The sequence below is a fragment of the Mycobacterium sp. 852002-40037_SCH5390672 genome (genome assembly GCF_001665875.1).
Lineage (GTDB): Bacteria > Actinomycetota > Actinomycetes > Mycobacteriales > Mycobacteriaceae > Mycobacterium.
In genome coordinates, this window is sequence record NZ_LZTA01000102.1 from 161,616 (window position 1) to 177,884 (window position 16,269).

General features: G+C 65.0%; 17 protein-coding genes. 6 read left to right on the plus strand and 11 right to left on the minus strand.

Annotation, left to right across the window (positions count from 1 at the left end; genetic code table 11):
* The first annotated feature begins 34 nt into the window (after positions 1–34).
* Both A5782_RS19945 and A5782_RS19950 read left to right on the plus strand, forming a co-directional pair.
* Positions 35–2,464: a CaiB/BaiF CoA-transferase family protein gene (locus A5782_RS19945; protein ID WP_067103802.1), complete on the plus strand. Its 2,430-nt coding sequence runs from the start codon at positions 35–37 to the stop codon at positions 2,462–2,464.
* Between the two features lie 6 nt (positions 2,465–2,470).
* Positions 2,471–3,280, plus strand: coding sequence for an SDR family NAD(P)-dependent oxidoreductase (locus A5782_RS19950; RefSeq protein ID WP_067103803.1), 810 nt, complete (start codon positions 2,471–2,473; stop codon positions 3,278–3,280).
* On the opposite strand, the gene A5782_RS19955 is transcribed toward A5782_RS19950, so the two are convergent.
* Positions 3,277–4,107 (minus strand): SDR family NAD(P)-dependent oxidoreductase, encoded by an 831-nt coding sequence (locus A5782_RS19955; protein WP_067103804.1) that lies wholly within the window; start codon positions 4,105–4,107, stop codon positions 3,277–3,279. The two genes, A5782_RS19950 and A5782_RS19955, sit on opposite strands and share 4 nt — an antisense overlap.
* Before the next feature lie 85 nt (positions 4,108–4,192).
* Here A5782_RS19955 and A5782_RS19960 point away from each other — a divergent pair, with 85 nt between their 5' ends.
* The gene (locus tag A5782_RS19960) at positions 4,193–4,684 is read left to right on the plus strand and encodes a MarR family winged helix-turn-helix transcriptional regulator (RefSeq protein WP_067103805.1); all 492 of its coding nucleotides are present in this window, start codon (positions 4,193–4,195) and stop codon (positions 4,682–4,684) included.
* 21 nt (positions 4,685–4,705) lie between these two features.
* Complete coding sequence (locus tag A5782_RS19965; RefSeq protein ID WP_067103806.1) at positions 4,706–5,122, plus strand: DUF5313 domain-containing protein; 417 nt, start codon at positions 4,706–4,708, stop codon at positions 5,120–5,122.
* 3 nt (positions 5,123–5,125) lie between these two features.
* On the opposite strand, the gene A5782_RS19970 is transcribed toward A5782_RS19965, so the two are convergent.
* Both A5782_RS19970 and A5782_RS19975 read right to left on the minus strand, forming a co-directional pair.
* The gene (locus A5782_RS19970; RefSeq protein ID WP_067103807.1) at positions 5,126–5,974 is read right to left on the minus strand and encodes a mycofactocin-coupled SDR family oxidoreductase; all 849 of its coding nucleotides are present in this window, start codon (positions 5,972–5,974) and stop codon (positions 5,126–5,128) included.
* 239 nt (positions 5,975–6,213) lie between these two features.
* The gene (locus A5782_RS19975; protein WP_067103808.1) at positions 6,214–6,864 is read right to left on the minus strand and encodes a TetR/AcrR family transcriptional regulator; all 651 of its coding nucleotides are present in this window, start codon (positions 6,862–6,864) and stop codon (positions 6,214–6,216) included.
* 242 nt (positions 6,865–7,106) lie between these two features.
* Here A5782_RS19975 and A5782_RS19980 point away from each other — a divergent pair, with 242 nt between their 5' ends.
* Positions 7,107–8,282: an acyl-CoA dehydrogenase family protein gene (locus A5782_RS19980; protein WP_067103809.1), complete on the plus strand. Its 1,176-nt coding sequence runs from the start codon at positions 7,107–7,109 to the stop codon at positions 8,280–8,282.
* Between the two features lie 6 nt (positions 8,283–8,288).
* On the opposite strand, the gene A5782_RS19985 is transcribed toward A5782_RS19980, so the two are convergent.
* The 8 genes from A5782_RS19985 to A5782_RS20020 form a co-directional block, all read right to left on the minus strand.
* Complete coding sequence (locus tag A5782_RS19985) at positions 8,289–8,558, minus strand: DUF4190 domain-containing protein (RefSeq protein ID WP_067103810.1); 270 nt, start codon at positions 8,556–8,558, stop codon at positions 8,289–8,291.
* A gap of 177 nt (positions 8,559–8,735) precedes the next feature.
* Entirely contained in the window at positions 8,736–9,566 is an 831-nt protein-coding gene (locus A5782_RS19990) for an acyl-CoA dehydrogenase family protein (protein WP_067103811.1), read from the minus strand.
* 3 nt (positions 9,567–9,569) lie between these two features.
* A complete protein-coding gene (locus tag A5782_RS19995) occupies positions 9,570–10,667 on the minus strand; it encodes an acyl-CoA dehydrogenase family protein (protein ID WP_067103812.1) in 1,098 nt (365 codons plus the stop codon).
* A gap of 24 nt (positions 10,668–10,691) precedes the next feature.
* Positions 10,692–11,162, minus strand: coding sequence for a nuclear transport factor 2 family protein (locus A5782_RS20000; protein ID WP_067103813.1), 471 nt, complete (start codon positions 11,160–11,162; stop codon positions 10,692–10,694).
* Entirely contained in the window at positions 11,119–12,405 is a 1,287-nt protein-coding gene (locus tag A5782_RS20005) for an amidohydrolase family protein (RefSeq protein ID WP_197694285.1), read from the minus strand. The genes A5782_RS20000 and A5782_RS20005 overlap by 44 nt, the downstream gene beginning before the upstream one ends.
* Positions 12,406–12,407: 2 nt before the next feature.
* A complete protein-coding gene (locus A5782_RS20010; RefSeq protein WP_067103814.1) occupies positions 12,408–12,731 on the minus strand; it encodes a hypothetical protein in 324 nt (107 codons plus the stop codon).
* Positions 12,715–13,992, minus strand: a complete 1,278-nt coding sequence (locus A5782_RS20015; RefSeq protein ID WP_067103815.1) for an aromatic ring-hydroxylating dioxygenase subunit alpha — start codon at positions 13,990–13,992, stop codon at positions 12,715–12,717. The genes A5782_RS20010 and A5782_RS20015 overlap by 17 nt, the downstream gene beginning before the upstream one ends.
* A gap of 17 nt (positions 13,993–14,009) precedes the next feature.
* A complete protein-coding gene (locus A5782_RS20020; RefSeq protein ID WP_067103816.1) occupies positions 14,010–14,543 on the minus strand; it encodes a carboxymuconolactone decarboxylase family protein in 534 nt (177 codons plus the stop codon).
* 400 nt (positions 14,544–14,943) lie between these two features.
* Between A5782_RS20020 and A5782_RS20025 the strand changes: the two genes are divergently transcribed.
* Complete coding sequence (locus A5782_RS20025) at positions 14,944–16,242, plus strand: amidohydrolase family protein (RefSeq protein ID WP_067103857.1); 1,299 nt, start codon at positions 14,944–14,946, stop codon at positions 16,240–16,242.
* Positions 16,243–16,269: the final 27 nt, after the last annotated feature.

Sequence of the window (16,269 nt, forward strand, 5' to 3'; positions counted from 1 at the left end):
CCGACAAGGACACCAAAGCGAAGAGAAAGAAATAGTGACGCAACGTCGCGTCGAACCACCGCTTGACGGCTATACGGTGATCGATCTGTCCACCGGTATCGCCGGCGCCTACTGCACCAAGTTGCTCGCCGACGGCGGCGCCGACGTCGTGAAAGTCGAATCCCCCGAGGGTGATCCGCTGCGCGCGTGGTCGGCCTCGGGTGCCGCCATCCCACCCGGGGATGACGGTGCCTTGTTCAGCTTCCTGGCCGGGGCGAAACACAGCGTCGTCGCCGATCCGGCCAGCGACGACGACACCGATTTGGTGAACCGGTTACTGGCATCCGCGGACGCGGTGATCTGGTCTGCCGGTTCGAAAGTCGTCGAGCATCCGGCCTTCACGCCGCGCGCCATCCTCGGCCGCCACCCGCATCTCACCGTCACCTCGATTACGCCATTCGGGCTGGAAGGCCCATGGCGAGACCGCGCCGCGACCGAGTTCACCTTGCAGGCGTGGTCGGGAGGGATTGTCGGGCTCGGCCGCGGCGAGCAGGAGCGTCCGCCCGTCTTCGTCGGCGGTCAGGTCGGCGAGTACCTGGCCGGCGTCTACGCAAGCGCGGCCACCCTGGCGTCCCGCTGGCGCCGAATCGATGGCGGAGCAGGTGAACTGCTGGACCTGTCGATGCTCGAAACACAGATTCTCTGCCTTACCTATTACCCGGTCTCCTACTTCGACGTGCTCGGACGACCGTGGCGTGACACCCGGCGGCCGACCATACCGGGGGTGGCTCAGGCCAAAGATGGCTTGGTGGATCTCGGGTGCGGGACGGCGCAGCAGTGGTTCGACCTGTGCGCGATGGTGGGTCACCCGGAGTGGATCGATGAACAGTCACCGCTGTCGATCACCGAGCAGGCCAACATCCACGCCGAAGAGATCCTCGCCTGGCTGGCCAGCACCCAGGTCGATGAAATCCGGGACCTGGCCTCGGCATTCCGTATCCCCAACGCGCCGGTCGCCACCGGCGCCAACGTCACCTCGTTCGATCAATTCGTAGAGCGCGATTCGTTTGTGCGCAATCCACGCGACGGCTTCCAGCAGCCCAGCCACCCGTATCGCATGCGGCCCGCGCAACTGCGCCGGGCGCAGCCCGCACCGCGGTTGGGCGAGCACACCGCGCAATACCGCGCCGCGCATCTCGCGGCGCGCCCGGCGCCGGGCGGTGTCGGGAAAACGCTGCCGCTCAGCGGCATTCGGGTGCTGGACATGACGACGTTCTGGGCGGGTCCCTGCTGCACCCATTCGCTGGCCATGCTCGGTGCCGAGGTCATCCATGTCGAGTCCACCCGTCGTCCCGACGGCACGCGGATGATCGCCGGCGTGCCGATCACCGAAGACCAGTGGTGGGAAAGGTCGCCGATCTTCGAGGCCCTCAACACCAATAAGAAGGGCCTGACCCTGAACCTGCAGAGTCCGCGAGGCCGGGAATTACTGCGCGAGCTCATCGCAACGTGCGACGTGGTCGTGGAGAACTTCACGCCGCGGGTGCTGGACCAGATCGGGCTGGATTTCGCTGCCGTTCAATCGATTCGGGCGGACACCGTGATGGTGCGGATGCCAGGATTCGGCCTCGAGGGACCGTGGCGTGACAACCCGGCATTCGCCTACGTCATCGAAGCCGCGTCCGGCGTGACTTGGCTTACGGGCTACCCGGATCGCACGCCGTATGACCCGTATTCGATCGGCGACGCATGCGCTGGTGTGCACGCGCTCAACGCGATACTGCTGGCGCTCGAGCACCGGCGTCGCACCGGCGAGGGTGTGTTCGTCGAAGCGGCGATGGTGGATGCCGCACTCAGTATCTCCGCCGAGCAGGTCATCGAGTACTCGGCATACGGCGCCCTGCTGGAGCGCGCCGGCAACAGGGGACCGACCGCCGCGCCGCAGAACCTCTACCTCAGCGCCGACATCGATGAGTTCGGCCGGCTCGACAGCTGGGTCGCCATCGCGGTGGCCACCGACGATCAGTGGGAAAAGCTGTGCGGGGCACTCGGATCACCCCCCTGGGCAACCGATCCCAAGCTCTCGACCGAAACCGGCCGGCGCATGCGCCAGGATCAGATCGACGAGCAACTCACCGCCTGGTGCGAGCACCGCAGCCGCGACGAAATCGTCGCAACCCTCTGGGACGCGGGCGTGCCGGTGGCCAAAGTCATGCAGCCGCACCGTCAACCCGAGCTGGAACAGTTGGCGTTCCGGGATTTCTTCGAAGAGGTCGATCACCCGGTCAACGGCCCGGCTAGGCTCAGCACCGTGCCGATGAGGTTCTCAGCGGGGCCCCGCAAGTTCCACACCGAGCAGGCGCCGCTGCTGGGGCAGCACAACCATGAATTGCTCTCCGGGCTGGGCTTGTCCGATGTGGACATCGCCGGCCTGGAAGGCGACGGGGTGATCGGCAGCGCGCCGACCATGCACGCAAGGAGCTGATCGACGATGGCGATCGATCCCGCCGACATTCTGCTCACCGGTCGCGTCGCGGTGGTGACCGGCGGGGGAGCGGGCATCGGTCGCGGTATCGCGGCCGGGATGGCCGCATTCGGCGCCCGGGTGGCGATCTGGGAACGCGACCCGCAAACCTGTACTCAGGCAGCGGAATCGATTGGCGCCCTGGGAATCGTCACGGATGTCCGGGACAGCGGCCAGGTGGATGCCGCGCTGGAACACACCAGTGCGGAACTGGGCACGCCGACGATCCTGGTGAACAACGTCGGGGGTGTGTTCTCCTCGCCCTTGCTGGACACCAGCGAAAACGGCTGGGACGCACTGTATAAGGCGAACCTGCGCCACGTGCTGCTGTGCACCCAGCGAGTTGCCCGGCAGATGGTGACCGCCGGTGTTGGTGGCAGCATCATCTCGGTGACCTCGATCGAAGGCGTGCGTGCCGCGCCGGGATACGCGGCTTATGCCGCGGCCAAGGCCGGCGTCATCAACTACACCAAAACCGCGGCCCTCGAGTTGGCGCCGCACGGGATCCGGGTCAACGCGATAGCGCCCGACATCACCCTGACCGAAGGCCTGGCCGCACTCAACAGCGACGGAGCGGCGGCCGCGATGGCCGACATCGTGCCGCTGGGGCGTCCCGGCCATGTGGACGAAATCGCTGGCTCCGCAGTCTTTCTGGCTTCCGACATGTCGCTCTATCTCACCGGCCAGACGCTACACGTCGACGGCGGCACCCATGCTGCCAGCGGCTGGTATCACGACCCCCAGACCGGCGACTACCGGTTGGGCCCGACGCGCTAGCGCGTCCAGCCCTCGGCGGCCTGTTCGTCGAAGGTTCGGTCAATGCGCTCGAACCTGCGGCGGATCGAATCCCGTGCCGCCCCGTGCGGCAGGATGTACAAACGGTTGGCCAGAATCGCGTCGGCCGTCAACCGGGCGACGTCGTGGGCGCTGACCGCCTCGTCCTGCGTCGGCAGTGGCCCGAAGGCCCCCTCAGGAGTCGCTGACAGCCCGTAGTCCGCGCCACGAATCCGTTCCGAATTGGAGACCAGCTTGGTCTCCACCACCATCGGGCACAGCACCGACACCCCGATGCCGTTGGGCTTGACCTCGCGGGCCAGCGTTTCGGCGAGACCGACGACGCCGTATTTGGCAACACCGTAGGTCCCGAGGCCGTTGTTGGGCACCAGGCCGGCGAAGGACGCGGTGAACGCGATATGTCCGCCCTTCCCTTGGTCGATCAGCCTCGGCACGAACGCCTCGACGGCATGGATCGAACCCCACAGATCGATGTCGATCACCCAACGCCAGTCGTCGTGGTTCATCTGGGCCATCGGGCCCGCGACGACGATGCCGGCGTTGCTGAAGACGACGTCGACCTGGCCGAGCAGGCGGAACGCCTCATCCGCGAGGTGAACCATCTGATCGAGGTGCCGCACGTCGCACGTCACCCCGTGCGCGTCAAACCCCTCGGCCTCAAGGTGCGCCACGGCCCGTTCCAGCGCGGACTTGTCGACATCGGCCAGCACCAGGCGGGCGCCGCGGCGGGCGAATTCGGTGGCGGTGGCCAACCCGATGCCGCTTGCACCACCGGTGATGACTGCACCGCGTCCCTGGAAATCGTCCATAGATTCCGAGCGTATTACTCGCGTTAGTCGACCTGTGAGAGACATCATGTAGATAGCACCCTAACTATTAGGGCACCATACGAATATGGCCGCTTCGGCAACGCGCGAAATCGATCCGCTGGCGCTCGAGCACCAGGTGTGCTTCGCGCTGGCGACGACCAACCGCGCGGTGTTGGCGGTGTATCGGCCGCTCTTGGAGCCGCTCGGCCTGACCCATCCGCAATACCTGGTGATGCTGGCGCTGTGGGATCACCGCAAGACCCCCGGGGCCGACCGGTTCCCGCTGTCGGTCAAGCAAATCGCCGCAGCGTTGCAGATGGATTCCGCCACATTGTCGCCCATGCTCAAGCGTTTGGAGGGACAGGGCCTGATCACTCGGGCCAAGAATGCGGCCGACGAGCGCACCACCGACGTGACGCTCACACAGCGCGGAATCGCCTTGCGGGAGAGGGCACTTGAGATTCCGTCTGCCGTCGTGGCGCGTCTGGGAGTCGAGCTGGCCGAACTCGGGAACCTGCATCAGGTCCTCACCCGCATCAACGCCGCCGCCGTGGCGGCCGGCGCATTGCAATCCTGACATCACCCCTGAGGAGCCACCATGACCGCCGCCAAGCCCAATCTCTGGCAGCGCATCGGCTATGCCTACGGCCGACGACTACCCAACTCGATGCGCAGCTGGGTCGCGCGCGATCTGGCCGGGGACGGAGCCGTCCGCCGGCACATGATCCGGTGGGCCATACCGCCCCTGCTGGTCCTCGCTCCGTTTTGGCTGCTGCCCGCCTCGCTCTACGTCCACACCGAGATGACCGCACCGCTCTACATCTGGGCGTTGCTGATAACCCTTGCCCTGAACAAGGTCTGGCGCCGGCACCGGCTGGCAGTTCATGGACTGGACCCGAACCTGGTCGACGTGATCACCCGCCGCAAACAGGCGCGGATGCACGAGGACTACATCCGCCGCTACGGGCCGCGACCCGAATCGGCGGAATGGCAGTCCAACAGCAGTCCCTTCTAGCGGCTACTTCAGGCAGCTACCCGCATCGATCGGCAGGGTCACGCCGGTGATGTAGCGGGCCTCGTCCGAGGCGAAGAACAGCACCGCGTTACTGATGTCGATCGGCTCAACCCAGGGGATCGGCAGCGTGTGGAACAGCTGGCAGATCGGCGCCATGTCGTCGGGGCCCGGGTTTTCCAGGTCCGGGCGGAACATCTTGAAGGTGCCGTCGTTGTGCAGCATCGGTGTCTTGACGTGGGTCGGGTGCACGGAGTTGACGCGAATCATGTGCTGTCCCAGCTCAACTCCGAAGGCACGCATCAGCCCGACGACACCGTGCTTGGCCGCGACATAGTGGCCGGTGTGCGGGTAGGCCTTGAGGCCGCCCACCGAGCTCGTCAGGATGATGGATCCACCGCGGCCGCCGGCCAGAAGATGCGGCACACCGGCTTTCACGGTTTTCCACACCCCGGCCAGGTTGATGTCGATCATCTCGGTCCAGTCTTCTTCGCTGGTCTTGTCCAAGGTTTCGCCGCCGTTGCCGATTCCGGCGTTGGCCACGATGATGTCGAGCCGGCCGAGCTGTTCGACGCCGTTGTCCACCGCCGCTTTGAGTGCGTCGTAGTCGCGCACATCGACTTCGGCTGTGAAGATCCTGCGGTTGTGTCCCTTGACCAGGTCGGCGGTCTCGGCGAGGTCTTCGGGTGTCGATGCCGGGATCGCGGTGTCCACGACGCCCTCGCGGATGGGCTTGCAGATGTCGATAGCGATGATGTCGGCGCCCTCCTGGGCCAACCGCACCGCGTGGCTACGGCCCTGACCGCGTGCCGCTCCGGTGACGAAAGCGACTTTGCCCTCAACACGTCCGGTCATGGCTACCTCAACTCCTGACTTGATCTGATCGGCACGCCTGCGCGGAGAACAATCGCGTTCGGAGGACCGCGGGCCTTGCCGTCTTTGAACTCTGTCATTCAGCCGTAACGGGTGTCAATGACGAATCCGTTTCGGCTATTTGTGGTTCTAGATATTAGAGAATCTCATTCTCACCGGCAACCGGCGTGCGTTATTCGCTCATCGTGAGATGCGCTGGGAACGCGGTGCGCTCGGTCGTACTACGCGACGAATCCGCGGGAGCAGAAATCCCACACCTCTTCGGCGGTGATGGGCTTGGTCGTCGCGTCGTCGGGCCCGCCGCTGGATTGTGCGATGAACATGACGGTCTGCATGGTCATGGCGGCCACCCGCTTGGGGTTGATGGTGTTGCGCAACTTGCCGGCCTCGTCGGCCGCTTCCATCAGTTCCGTCAGCAACACTAACAACGGCGCGTGTGCGACTTTTACCTCGGCCGGATGGGTGACTAATAGCCTGGGAGCAAAGTCTGTGAACAGCGGACGCTTGGCCGTCGGATCGGGACGGGACGCCTCGTAAAGGAGCTCAACGGCGACTTGCAGCCGCTCCAGCGGATCGGCTTCGTTTTCGGTGGCGGCGCGGATCTGGTCGGCCGATCGGCTCAACGCATCCTCGAAGAGCGCCAGCAGCAGCTCGTGCTTGCCGTCGAATTGCAGGTAGAAGCTGCGCAACGACTGGCGGGAGCGGTCCACGACCTCCTGCACGGTAAAGTCCGTGCTGCCCTTTTCGATGATGATGGCCTGGGCCGCGTCGAGGAAGCGTTGAACACGCTGCGCCGCGCGTAATTTCGCCGTCTTGATGGACCGCTCGACCGCACGCTGCTTCCAGGCCGGCTCTTCGCTTGGACTGGTCACGGCCGCCTCAGGTGATTGCCGCGTGGGGAGAACATGGTTGGACTCTACCGGAGAACGCCGTGACATCGCTGCGCTCGACCCCCTCACGGATCACGTGTCGGAGATTGTAACTTTCGTACCGCGAGAATACTATTCTCTTAGACGTGTGTATGGAAGCTTAATCGCAAGAGTGAACCGCGTCGGCGACGGAAACCTTGATCTCCCGCCGGCGCGGGTGTGCTCAGGACCACTCGGGAAGTGCTGTGCAGCTGACGTTTGACGCCGACGTGGAGGCGTTCCGAGCCGAATTCGTCGCTTTCCTCGACGACCATCTGCCTTCCGAGGCGCAGGCATTGGTGCGGCCGCGGTCGAGTTCGGACATCCCGGAGTGGGCACGCCGCTGGCAACGCCTGCTGTTCGACAGCGGGTGGCTACAGCCCGGCAACCCGCCGGAGTTCGGCGGGCGCAACGCGACGCTGCTGCAGCAATACGTGTACCAGGAAGAGTTGTCACGCCGGCGGATCTATCAGAGTTTCAATCCCCAAGGTGTGGGCATCATCGCGGCGTCGTTGCTGTCGTTCGGCACGCCCGAACAGAAGCAGCATTGGGCGGTGCCGATTCTGCGCGCGGAGATCACCGCCGCGCTGGGGATGAGCGAACCCGGCGCGGGCTCGGATCTCGCGTCGTTGAAGACGCGCGCGGTGCTCGACGGAGACCACTTCGTCGTCAACGGGCAAAAGGTGTGGACATCGGGCGCCCATCACGCCGACGTGCTGTTGACATTCGTGCGCACCGATCCCGACGCGCCAAAGCACAAGGGCATCAGCGCTTTACTGATTCCCACCGATACCCCCGGTGTGATGCGGCGCCCGTTCGCCTCGATGGGCGACATCGAAGACGTCGACTTCAACGAGGTCTTCTTCACCGACGCACGAGTGCCGGCCGAGAACTTGGTGGGTGAGCTCAACGCGGGCTGGCGCGTCGCGACGGGTTCGCTCGGCCACGAACGCGCGATGCTGTGGCTGGACTACGCAGACATGCTGCACGCGCTGACCGTCGAGTCCAGTCCCTTGGGACCCGTGCAGCGGGATCGCTACGCGACGCTCGTGATGGATTTTTACGCGATGCGGCTACTGGGGTCGGCGACGCTGGCCAAAGCCGCGCGCGGCGAAGAGGACGTACCCGCCCAGTCGGTGCTCAAGCTGCTCGGCTCGGAGGCAATGCAACGCGCCTGCGAGGACGCGCTGAGCGCCAAGGACGGCGACGGGCTGGCCCTGCGTGGGGTCACCGCCCCGTTCGCCCCGCTCAACCTGGACAGCCACTACGGCAGCTGGTTCGACCGGTACACGCGCACCTTCGCCGCGACCATCGCCGGTGGTACGTCAGAAATTCAGCGCAACATCATCGCCGAACGCGTACTCGGGCTACCACGCAACTGATCCGCGTCAGTGGTTCCGGGCGTCGAGCCGGGCGTAGTAGCCGATTGCGATGAGACCCGCCACTATTGCAATCGCCCCTAAAACCATTCCGGCCACGGCCGTTCGGGGATTGCTCGCCTCGCCGCGGGCGACCCTGCGCCGGGCGACGTCGCCCGTGACCACCGCCGCGATACCAAAGGGCACCCCAAGCAGCAGCCAGCAGGTGAGGAGTCCGATCAGGCCCAGGAGCACCGCGGCGACGCCGACCTGGTTTTGTGGTGCGTCGGGGTGACTCATTACGTCCCAACCTCCTCGGGCTGACGGCCGGCGCCGGTTGGCCGCCCCGCCCAGTCTGCTCCTTCGGTCTTACGACCGGCAGCGGCCGACCATCAAGTGGCCTCTGAAGGCGCTGGCACACGTTCCCGCATGCCCGAAGCGTCGCATGGTCGACGACGGGCACCCGCGGGCGACCCGTTACAGCTGCGTGAGCCGTGGCGCGGATCCGGTCGCCACGACCGCTTTTCCGGCCTGGCGTGTCAATTCTCGCGAGCTACCCAGCAGCCCGTCGAGAATCAACGACCGCTTGATGTGGTGGTGCAGCGGATGTTCGGCGGTGAAGCCGATACCGCCGAGCACCTGCTGGCAGTGGCGTGCGGTGGTCAGCGCCGCCTGACCGGCCGCGGCCTTGGCCAGCAGGGAACCCAGTCCCTGCGGGTCGTCGCATTCGGTGGCGGCCTGCAGTGTCGCCTCGGCGCCCTCGATCGCGACGAGGGTTTCGGCCAGGCGGTGCCGGATCGCCTGGAACGAGCTGATGTGCCGGCCGAACTGAACCCGGTCCACTGCGTGTTGGCGTGCCAGCGACAGCATGGCGCGGCTGGTGCCGACCAGCCACCACCCCAGGGCTCGCCAGCCCGCATGTAGCGCGGCAGGCGGCAAGGGATCCTCTTGCGGCACAGGATGTATCGGCAGCTGCTCGTCGATCGCCGAGTTCCAGTGATCGCGGCGCTCCCATAGCACCCAGGAGCCGCCGGCGAACGGCAACGGCAGGGTGCCCCCGGGCGCATCCCCAGCTGCGCACAGCACCACGTCGTTGAGCAGGGGCGCGTGCGCCCCGGTCTCGCCGAGCAGCTTGAACACCAGCGGGATTGCGATAGCGGGCATTTCGTCGAGCATGTCGCGCCAGCCGAGGTCGGTCAGCGCCGCGTCGAGCTCGGCTCCCGAGGCGGCGCTCATCGTCGTCCGTAACGACTCTGCCAGCAGGCGCAGCGATTCGGCGTCCGACTCGGTGTCTGCGGAAGGGGCCATGGTTCACTCCTTCCCGAGGTCGAGCAGCCGGCGGGCGATGATATTGCGCTGAATCTCGGCGGTGCCGCCGTAGATCGTCGCGGCGCGTGAGTACAGGTATTCCGAACGCCACGGTGTGTCTTCAATTTCGAGCGTCCCGGGCAGTACGTCGCGAACCGTGTCGTAGAGCCGCTGCTCCGCGGAGGCCAGCAGCACCTTGTCGATGGAGGTGTCCGGTCCCAGTCGGGCGCCGTCGCGCATCCGGTGCTGCGTGGCACGCGACCGGCAGCGCAACGTGTGAAGCGCCAGATAGGCTCCGCCAAGCGCGAATTCGTCGGGATCGGCGGTTTCGGATGCGGCGGTGATCAGGTCGTCGAAACGCGAATAGAGGTAGGCGATTCGCTGCCAGAAGCAGGCGGAACGCTCATAGGGCAGCAGGTCCATGGCCAGCCGCCAGCCGTCCCCGGGCCGGCCCAGCATCCGGCTGGCCGGAATCACCACGTCGTCGTAGTACACCTCGCAGAATTCGTCCACACCATGCATCGTCCGCAGCGGACGGATGGTGATGCCCGGAGTATCGAGGTCGACGAAGAACGCGGTGATTCCGTCGTGCCCGGGCGCGGTGCGGGTAAGCAGGACACACCGGGTGGAGAACTGCGCGAAACTGGTCCAGACCTTCTGCCCGTTGACGATCCAGTTGTCGCCTTGCCGCGTCGCGCGAGTGGTCAGCGATGCCAGGTCACTGCCCGACCCCGGCTCGGAAAAGCCTTGGCACCATTGCTCTTCGCCACTGAGCAGTCGCGGCACCATTTCTTTGGCGAGCTCCGCGGGCGCGTAATCGATCATCGTAGGCGCGAGTACCTCGAGCATCGAATAGGGGCCGGGTTCGGCGAGGCGGCGACCCACCACCTCTTCACCCACGATCGCGCGCAGCACGGCCGGACCACCCAGTCCACCCACCTCGACCGGCCAGCCGAACCGCATCCAATCGGCGTCATAGAGCGCACGGCTGACCCGGGCGAACTGCCGCATGTGCCCCTGCAGCGAGTGATCGGTCTCCGGGGTCAGATCGTTGTCGTCGAGCCACGCGCGCAGGTCGGCCCGGAACTGCGCGACATTCACCGCACTGTCGATTGGTCCGGCTCCTTAAGTCGCTGCCTGGGCCGCAGAGTCGCCGGCGGGACGCCCGATCGCGTGCGGGCGTCCGGAGTCGTGCACACCGCTGCGGCGGATGAAGGTCATGGCGCGGGTCTTGAGTCGCCAGCCGTGGGCGGTTCGCAGATACGTGTCGCGGTAGTAGCCGATCCGCATGTCGTGGGTGGCGTGGTCGATGAAGCACAGCGGCTGGGTGCCGGTGCCCGCATCCCCGTCCAGGTCGATCACCGCGGTTCCGGTGAGAAACAAGCCCTTTGGTGCCGCGGACACCAATTCCGGGAAGCGGTTCAGGCTGTAGGTTTCGCCGAAGGCGCTGTAGGTGCCGTCAGGGGTGAAGACGGCGACGAGACCCTCGATGTCCTGCTGGGTGATGGTGACCGCGTAGCGCCCGAGCAGTTGCTGAATCTCGACCAGGTCGTCAGTTCTGGTTGGTTCGCTCTTGGCCTGTTCTGGTGTCGACATAGACCTTGCCGCCTTTCATGACGAAACTGACGTGCTGGGTAACCGTGATGTCTTCCAACGGGTTTCCCGGCACCGCGATAATATCGGCAAGCTCACCCGCCGCGAGCCGCCCCCGATCGGTTGAGTTGATCAGCTCGGCCGCGGTGATGGTCGCCGCCCGCAGCACCGCCAATGGCGGCATGCCCCACTCGACCAGGGTGACGAGCTCGTCGGCGTTGCGGCCATGCGGTATCGCCGGCGCGTCGGTGCCGACGGCGATTTTCACACCTGCTTCGTAGGCGGCCTTGATCGAGGTCTTCGCCTTCGGGAACATCTCGGCGGCCTTGTCCTGCAACTCTTTCGGTGCGCGGGACACGTCCATCGCCGCAGCGAGCCTGCGGGTGGTAACCAGGAACCGGTCGTTGTCGACCAGCATTTGGATGGCCTCGTCGTCCATCAGGAAGCCGTGTTCGATGCAGTCGATACCGCACGCGACCGCGTGCTTGACCGCTTCCGCTCCGTGCGTGTGCGCAGCGACGCGTAGCCCGCGCCGGTGCGCCTCGTCGACGATCGCGCGCAGTTCTTCGTCCGAATAGTGTTGTGCGCCAGCCTCGCCGGTCAACGACATCACCCCGCCGGAAACGCAAACCTTGATCAATTGCGCGCCGTGCTTGATTTGGTATCGCACCGCCTTGCGGATCTCGTCGACTCCGTTGGCGATGCCCTCTTCGACCGTGAGCTCAAGTGCGCCCGGCATGAATGCGGCGAACATGGTCGGGTCCAGGTGCCCGCCGGTGGGCGTGATCGCGTGGCCGGCCGGGACGATGCGGGGCCCGTCGATCCACCCCGCGTCAATGGCCTTTCCAAGGGCGACGTCGAGCAGGTAGCCACCGGTCTTGACGAACAGACCGAGATTGCGCACGGTCGTGAAACCGGCGCGCAGCGTGCGTCGGGCATTGCCGATCGCGCGCAGCACCCGCGTCGGGGGGTCGTCCTGCACCTGGGACAGTCCGGGCGTCTCGCCGCGCCCGCCCATCAGCAGGTTGACCTCCATGTCCATCAACCCGGGCAGCAGGATCGCCTCGCCCAGATCGACTACAGAGTCTTTCGGGCCCTCCGGACCCGAACCCCCGACACCGACGATCCGATCGCCTTCGATCCGCACAATGCCGGGCCGAACGATCTCACCGGCATCGATGTCGAGCAGCCCGGCGGCCTTGAGCGTCAGCTGCGATGAACCGCTTGTGCGAAGGGCGTCGGACAACGTCAGATCACCGGTTCCCGAAGCACTTCAACCCACGCCGCGCCGCTGTCGGGGACGCGCGGCTGCTTCCATGCCTCAATCGGGAAAGACACCATGACCAAGGATTGCATGAGGTGCATGAGAGTCTTCGCGTCGTCCGGCAGGTCGTCCAGCGGGTACTTGTCGCAGTAGGCGATCACGTCATTCAGCAACGGGAACCCGACGTCGTAGAACTCCTGCATCTCGGCCATCGTCGAGGCAAGCCGCTTGGCGTAGCGTTCGGGCTCGGTGGCCAGATCCCAATCCAAATACGGCTCCAGGGCCGCGAATTCAGACGGTAGCGCCATTGCTTTGGTACTCCTTCACGTAGTCACCGGTGGTCTTGTGCAGATGACGAATCAGCACTTCCTGGTCGCACAGCAGGAACTCCTTGACGGCCCGGGTACCGATCATGGTCTGGGTCGCTTCCAGGGTGTTGGCATCCTGCAGCGCGTACTCCTTGAATGTCACGGCGGCCAACTCCTGGGCCAGGCGTTCGCGCGCGTTGCGCGGCGGCACGAAATACAGCGACGACTCGAAGATGTGTTTGTCCACCGCCGTCGGCCAGTAGTGGTACGTCAGGTACCAACCCGGTTCCCAGATCAGCAGCATGAAGTTCGGGTAGAAGAGCCACGAGTCGATGCCCCACTGCGGCACCCGTTTCACGTTGACACCCGGCGGGAGCTCCAGCTTCTCGATGATCTCCGGCTTGTCCCACGGACCGAACAATCCGCTGCGCAGCACCTGGTCCATCGGCTTCACCATGCTCATGTCCGGGGGCGGTGCCTGACCACCCCAGGTCGACTGCAGGTTGTGTGGGCCGGCCACTTCGTAGTGCAGCGCCTCGTAGCCGAACTTTTGGATCTTGGCGGCTTCTTCCTTGGTGTACTGGCCCTGGTGCAGGATCGGCGCGTGGTAGAACTCGATGAACGCGTCGATGAACAGTTTCCAGTTGCTGCCGACCTCGGCCCGGTAGGTGTAGGTCTCCGTCATCTCGCCGAAGGGGTAGCCCTCAATGCTCTTGGCCAGGGGCCCGAGATAGTCGATCAGCGGTGCCGCGTTGTCGTCGAAGTTGACGAAGATGAAGCCTTCCCACACCTCGCAGCGGACGGGCGCCAGGCCGTAGTTGCTCTTGTCGAGGTCGAAGAACTCTTCTTCCTGTTGTACGAAGGTCAGGTCACCGTCGAGGCTGTAGCGCCACGCGTGGTACTTGCAGGTGAACTGCCGGCAGGTGCCGGAGGTCTCCTCGTTGGGAAAGTCGTTCCACACCAGCTTGTTTCCGCGGTGGCGGCAGACGTTGTGGTACGCCTTGACCGACCCGTCCTTGGTCTTGGCGATGATCACCGACGTGCCCTTGCCGGCCGATGGCAGTTCTCTGGTGAAGTAGCTACCGGTGCGGGGCAGGCGCTCGACGCGGCCGACGTTGAGCCAGGTCTTCTTGAACACCGCCTCGCGCTCGGCTTCGAAGAATGCCGGATCGATCGAGTCGGTGTAATCCACCGGGGCGGTCCCGAGTTCGGGGTAATTTTCTGTCCAGCTGCCGGCGGCTGGCTTGGGGAAGTGCGGCAAGGTTCTTACCTCTCTCGTCAGTGCTGTTCGGCGTGTTCGAGCTGGATGCCAAAAGTGTTGAACGCCATGGCCAGCAGGGCGTAGCAGCCGACCGTGAAGACGAAATCCATGCGCTGCTGGTCGTTGAGGCGCTCGCCCAGCGCCGCCCAGGTCTGGTCGGACAATTCAGACTTCTCGTCGAGTTCATCAACCCCGGTGATCACGACTTGGTCGAACGCGTCGAAGTGGCCGGCGTCCTCGCCGGCATCACGCTGCACCGCGGCGATCTGGTCGTCGGTGATGCCCTCGTCCTTGGCCATCTTGACGTGGTGCGACCACTCGTAGGCGCACTGACGACGATGCGCCACCCGCAGGATCGCCAGTTCTCGGATACGAGCCGGCAGCGTCGACGACATCAACAGGTGGACGTTGAAGCGAAGAAACGCCTTGGCCAGCGCCGGGTGGTGAGCCAGCGTGGAAAGCGCGTTGTTGGTGTCCGCTCCACGCATAGCCGAGAGTGCCTGCTGGGTAGCCTCGTCCCACTGGTCGGCGGGGAGCGGCTGCAAGCGCATCAGCAGTGTCCTCTCGGTGAAAGAGAATGATATTCTCATTTGTAACTAACAGACTGGCACGAAACGCGCGCCTGGTCAATGCCGGCGTGCTGCTCTGGGGCAGGTGCGGACCGCGCTTGGCTCACCCGGTCGGCGCGGCGCCTGCTTTACCCGGAAAACGCGAGGGTCGCCATCGTGCCGACCTGTCCAGCCCGGCTCTACCTCACCGCATTGTCGTCCGGAGGTGGGCAATTCACCGGCGCGTCGGACCCCTGGTCAGGCGGGTGCGGCTCGTCCCTGCGACACCTGAATGTTGATTCTCGCTTGACGAGAAGATAGTTTTCATTTTAGTGATCTTGGCGCGGCACAGCGATTCGCCGAAGCTGTAATCGATCCGGTGGATCCGATGGAAGGGACGGCCATGAACAAAGAAGACATGATCCTGATCAGCGTCGACGACCACACTGTCGAGCCGCCGGACATGTTCAAGAACCATCTGTCGAAGAAGTATCAGGACGATGCGCCGCGGCTGGTGCACAACTCCGATGGTTCGGACATGTGGAAGTTCCGCGACACCGTCATCCCCAACGTGGCACTCAACGCGGTGGCCGGGCGGCCCAAAGAAGAGTACGGGCTGGAACCCCAGGGCCTCGATGAGATTCGGCCGGGCTGCTACAACGTCGATGAACGCGTCAAAGACATGAACGCCGGAGGCATCCTGGCGTCCATCTGCTTCCCGTCGTTCCCCGGGTTTGCCGGGCGTCTGTTCGCCACCGAGGACCACGACTTCTCGGTCGCGCTGGTGCAGGCCTACAACGACTGGCACATCGACGAATGGTGCGGCGCATACCCGGCGCGGTTCATCCCGATGGCGATACCGGTGATCTGGGATGCCGAGGCGTGCGCCGCCGAGGTGCGACGCGTCGCCAAGAAGGGTGTGCACGCGCTGACCTTCACCGAGAATCCGGCCGCCATGGGCTACCCCAGCTTCCACGACTCGTATTGGAACCCGCTGTGGAAAGCCTTGTGCGACACCAACACCGTGATGAACGTGCACATCGGATCGTCGGGCCGGCTGGCCATCACCGCGCCCGACGCCCCCATGGACGTGATGATCACGCTGCAGCCGATGAACATCGTGCAGGCCGCCGCGGACCTGCTCTGGTCGCGGCCCATCAAGGAGTTCCCGGACCTCAAGGTCGCCCTGTCCGAGGGCGGAACCGGTTGGATCCCTTACTTCTTGGAGCGCGCCGACCGTACCTACGAGATGCACTCGACCTGGACGCATCAGAACTTCGGCGGCAAGCTGCCGTCCGACGTATTCCGCGATCACTTCCTCACCTGCTTCATCAGCGACAAGGTAGGTGTGGCGCTGCGCAACATGATCGGCATCGACAACATCTGCTGGGAAGCCGACTACCCGCACAGCGACTCGATGTGGCCGGGCGCGCCGGAGGAGCTCTGGGATGTCTTGTCCATCAACAGCGTCCCCGACGACGAGATCAAGAAGATGACCTACGAGAACGCGATGCGCTGGTATTCGTTCGACCCGTTCACCCACATCGCGCAGGAGCAGGCGACGGTCGGCGCGTTGCGTAAGGCCGCCGAGGGTCACGACGTCTCCATTCGGGCGCTGAGTCATCACAAGGACACCAGAGCGGGTTCGTCGTTTGCCGACTTCACCGCCAACGCCAAAGAGCTCACCGGCAACAAGGACTAATAGGCACGTCGCCGGAATGCAAATGCG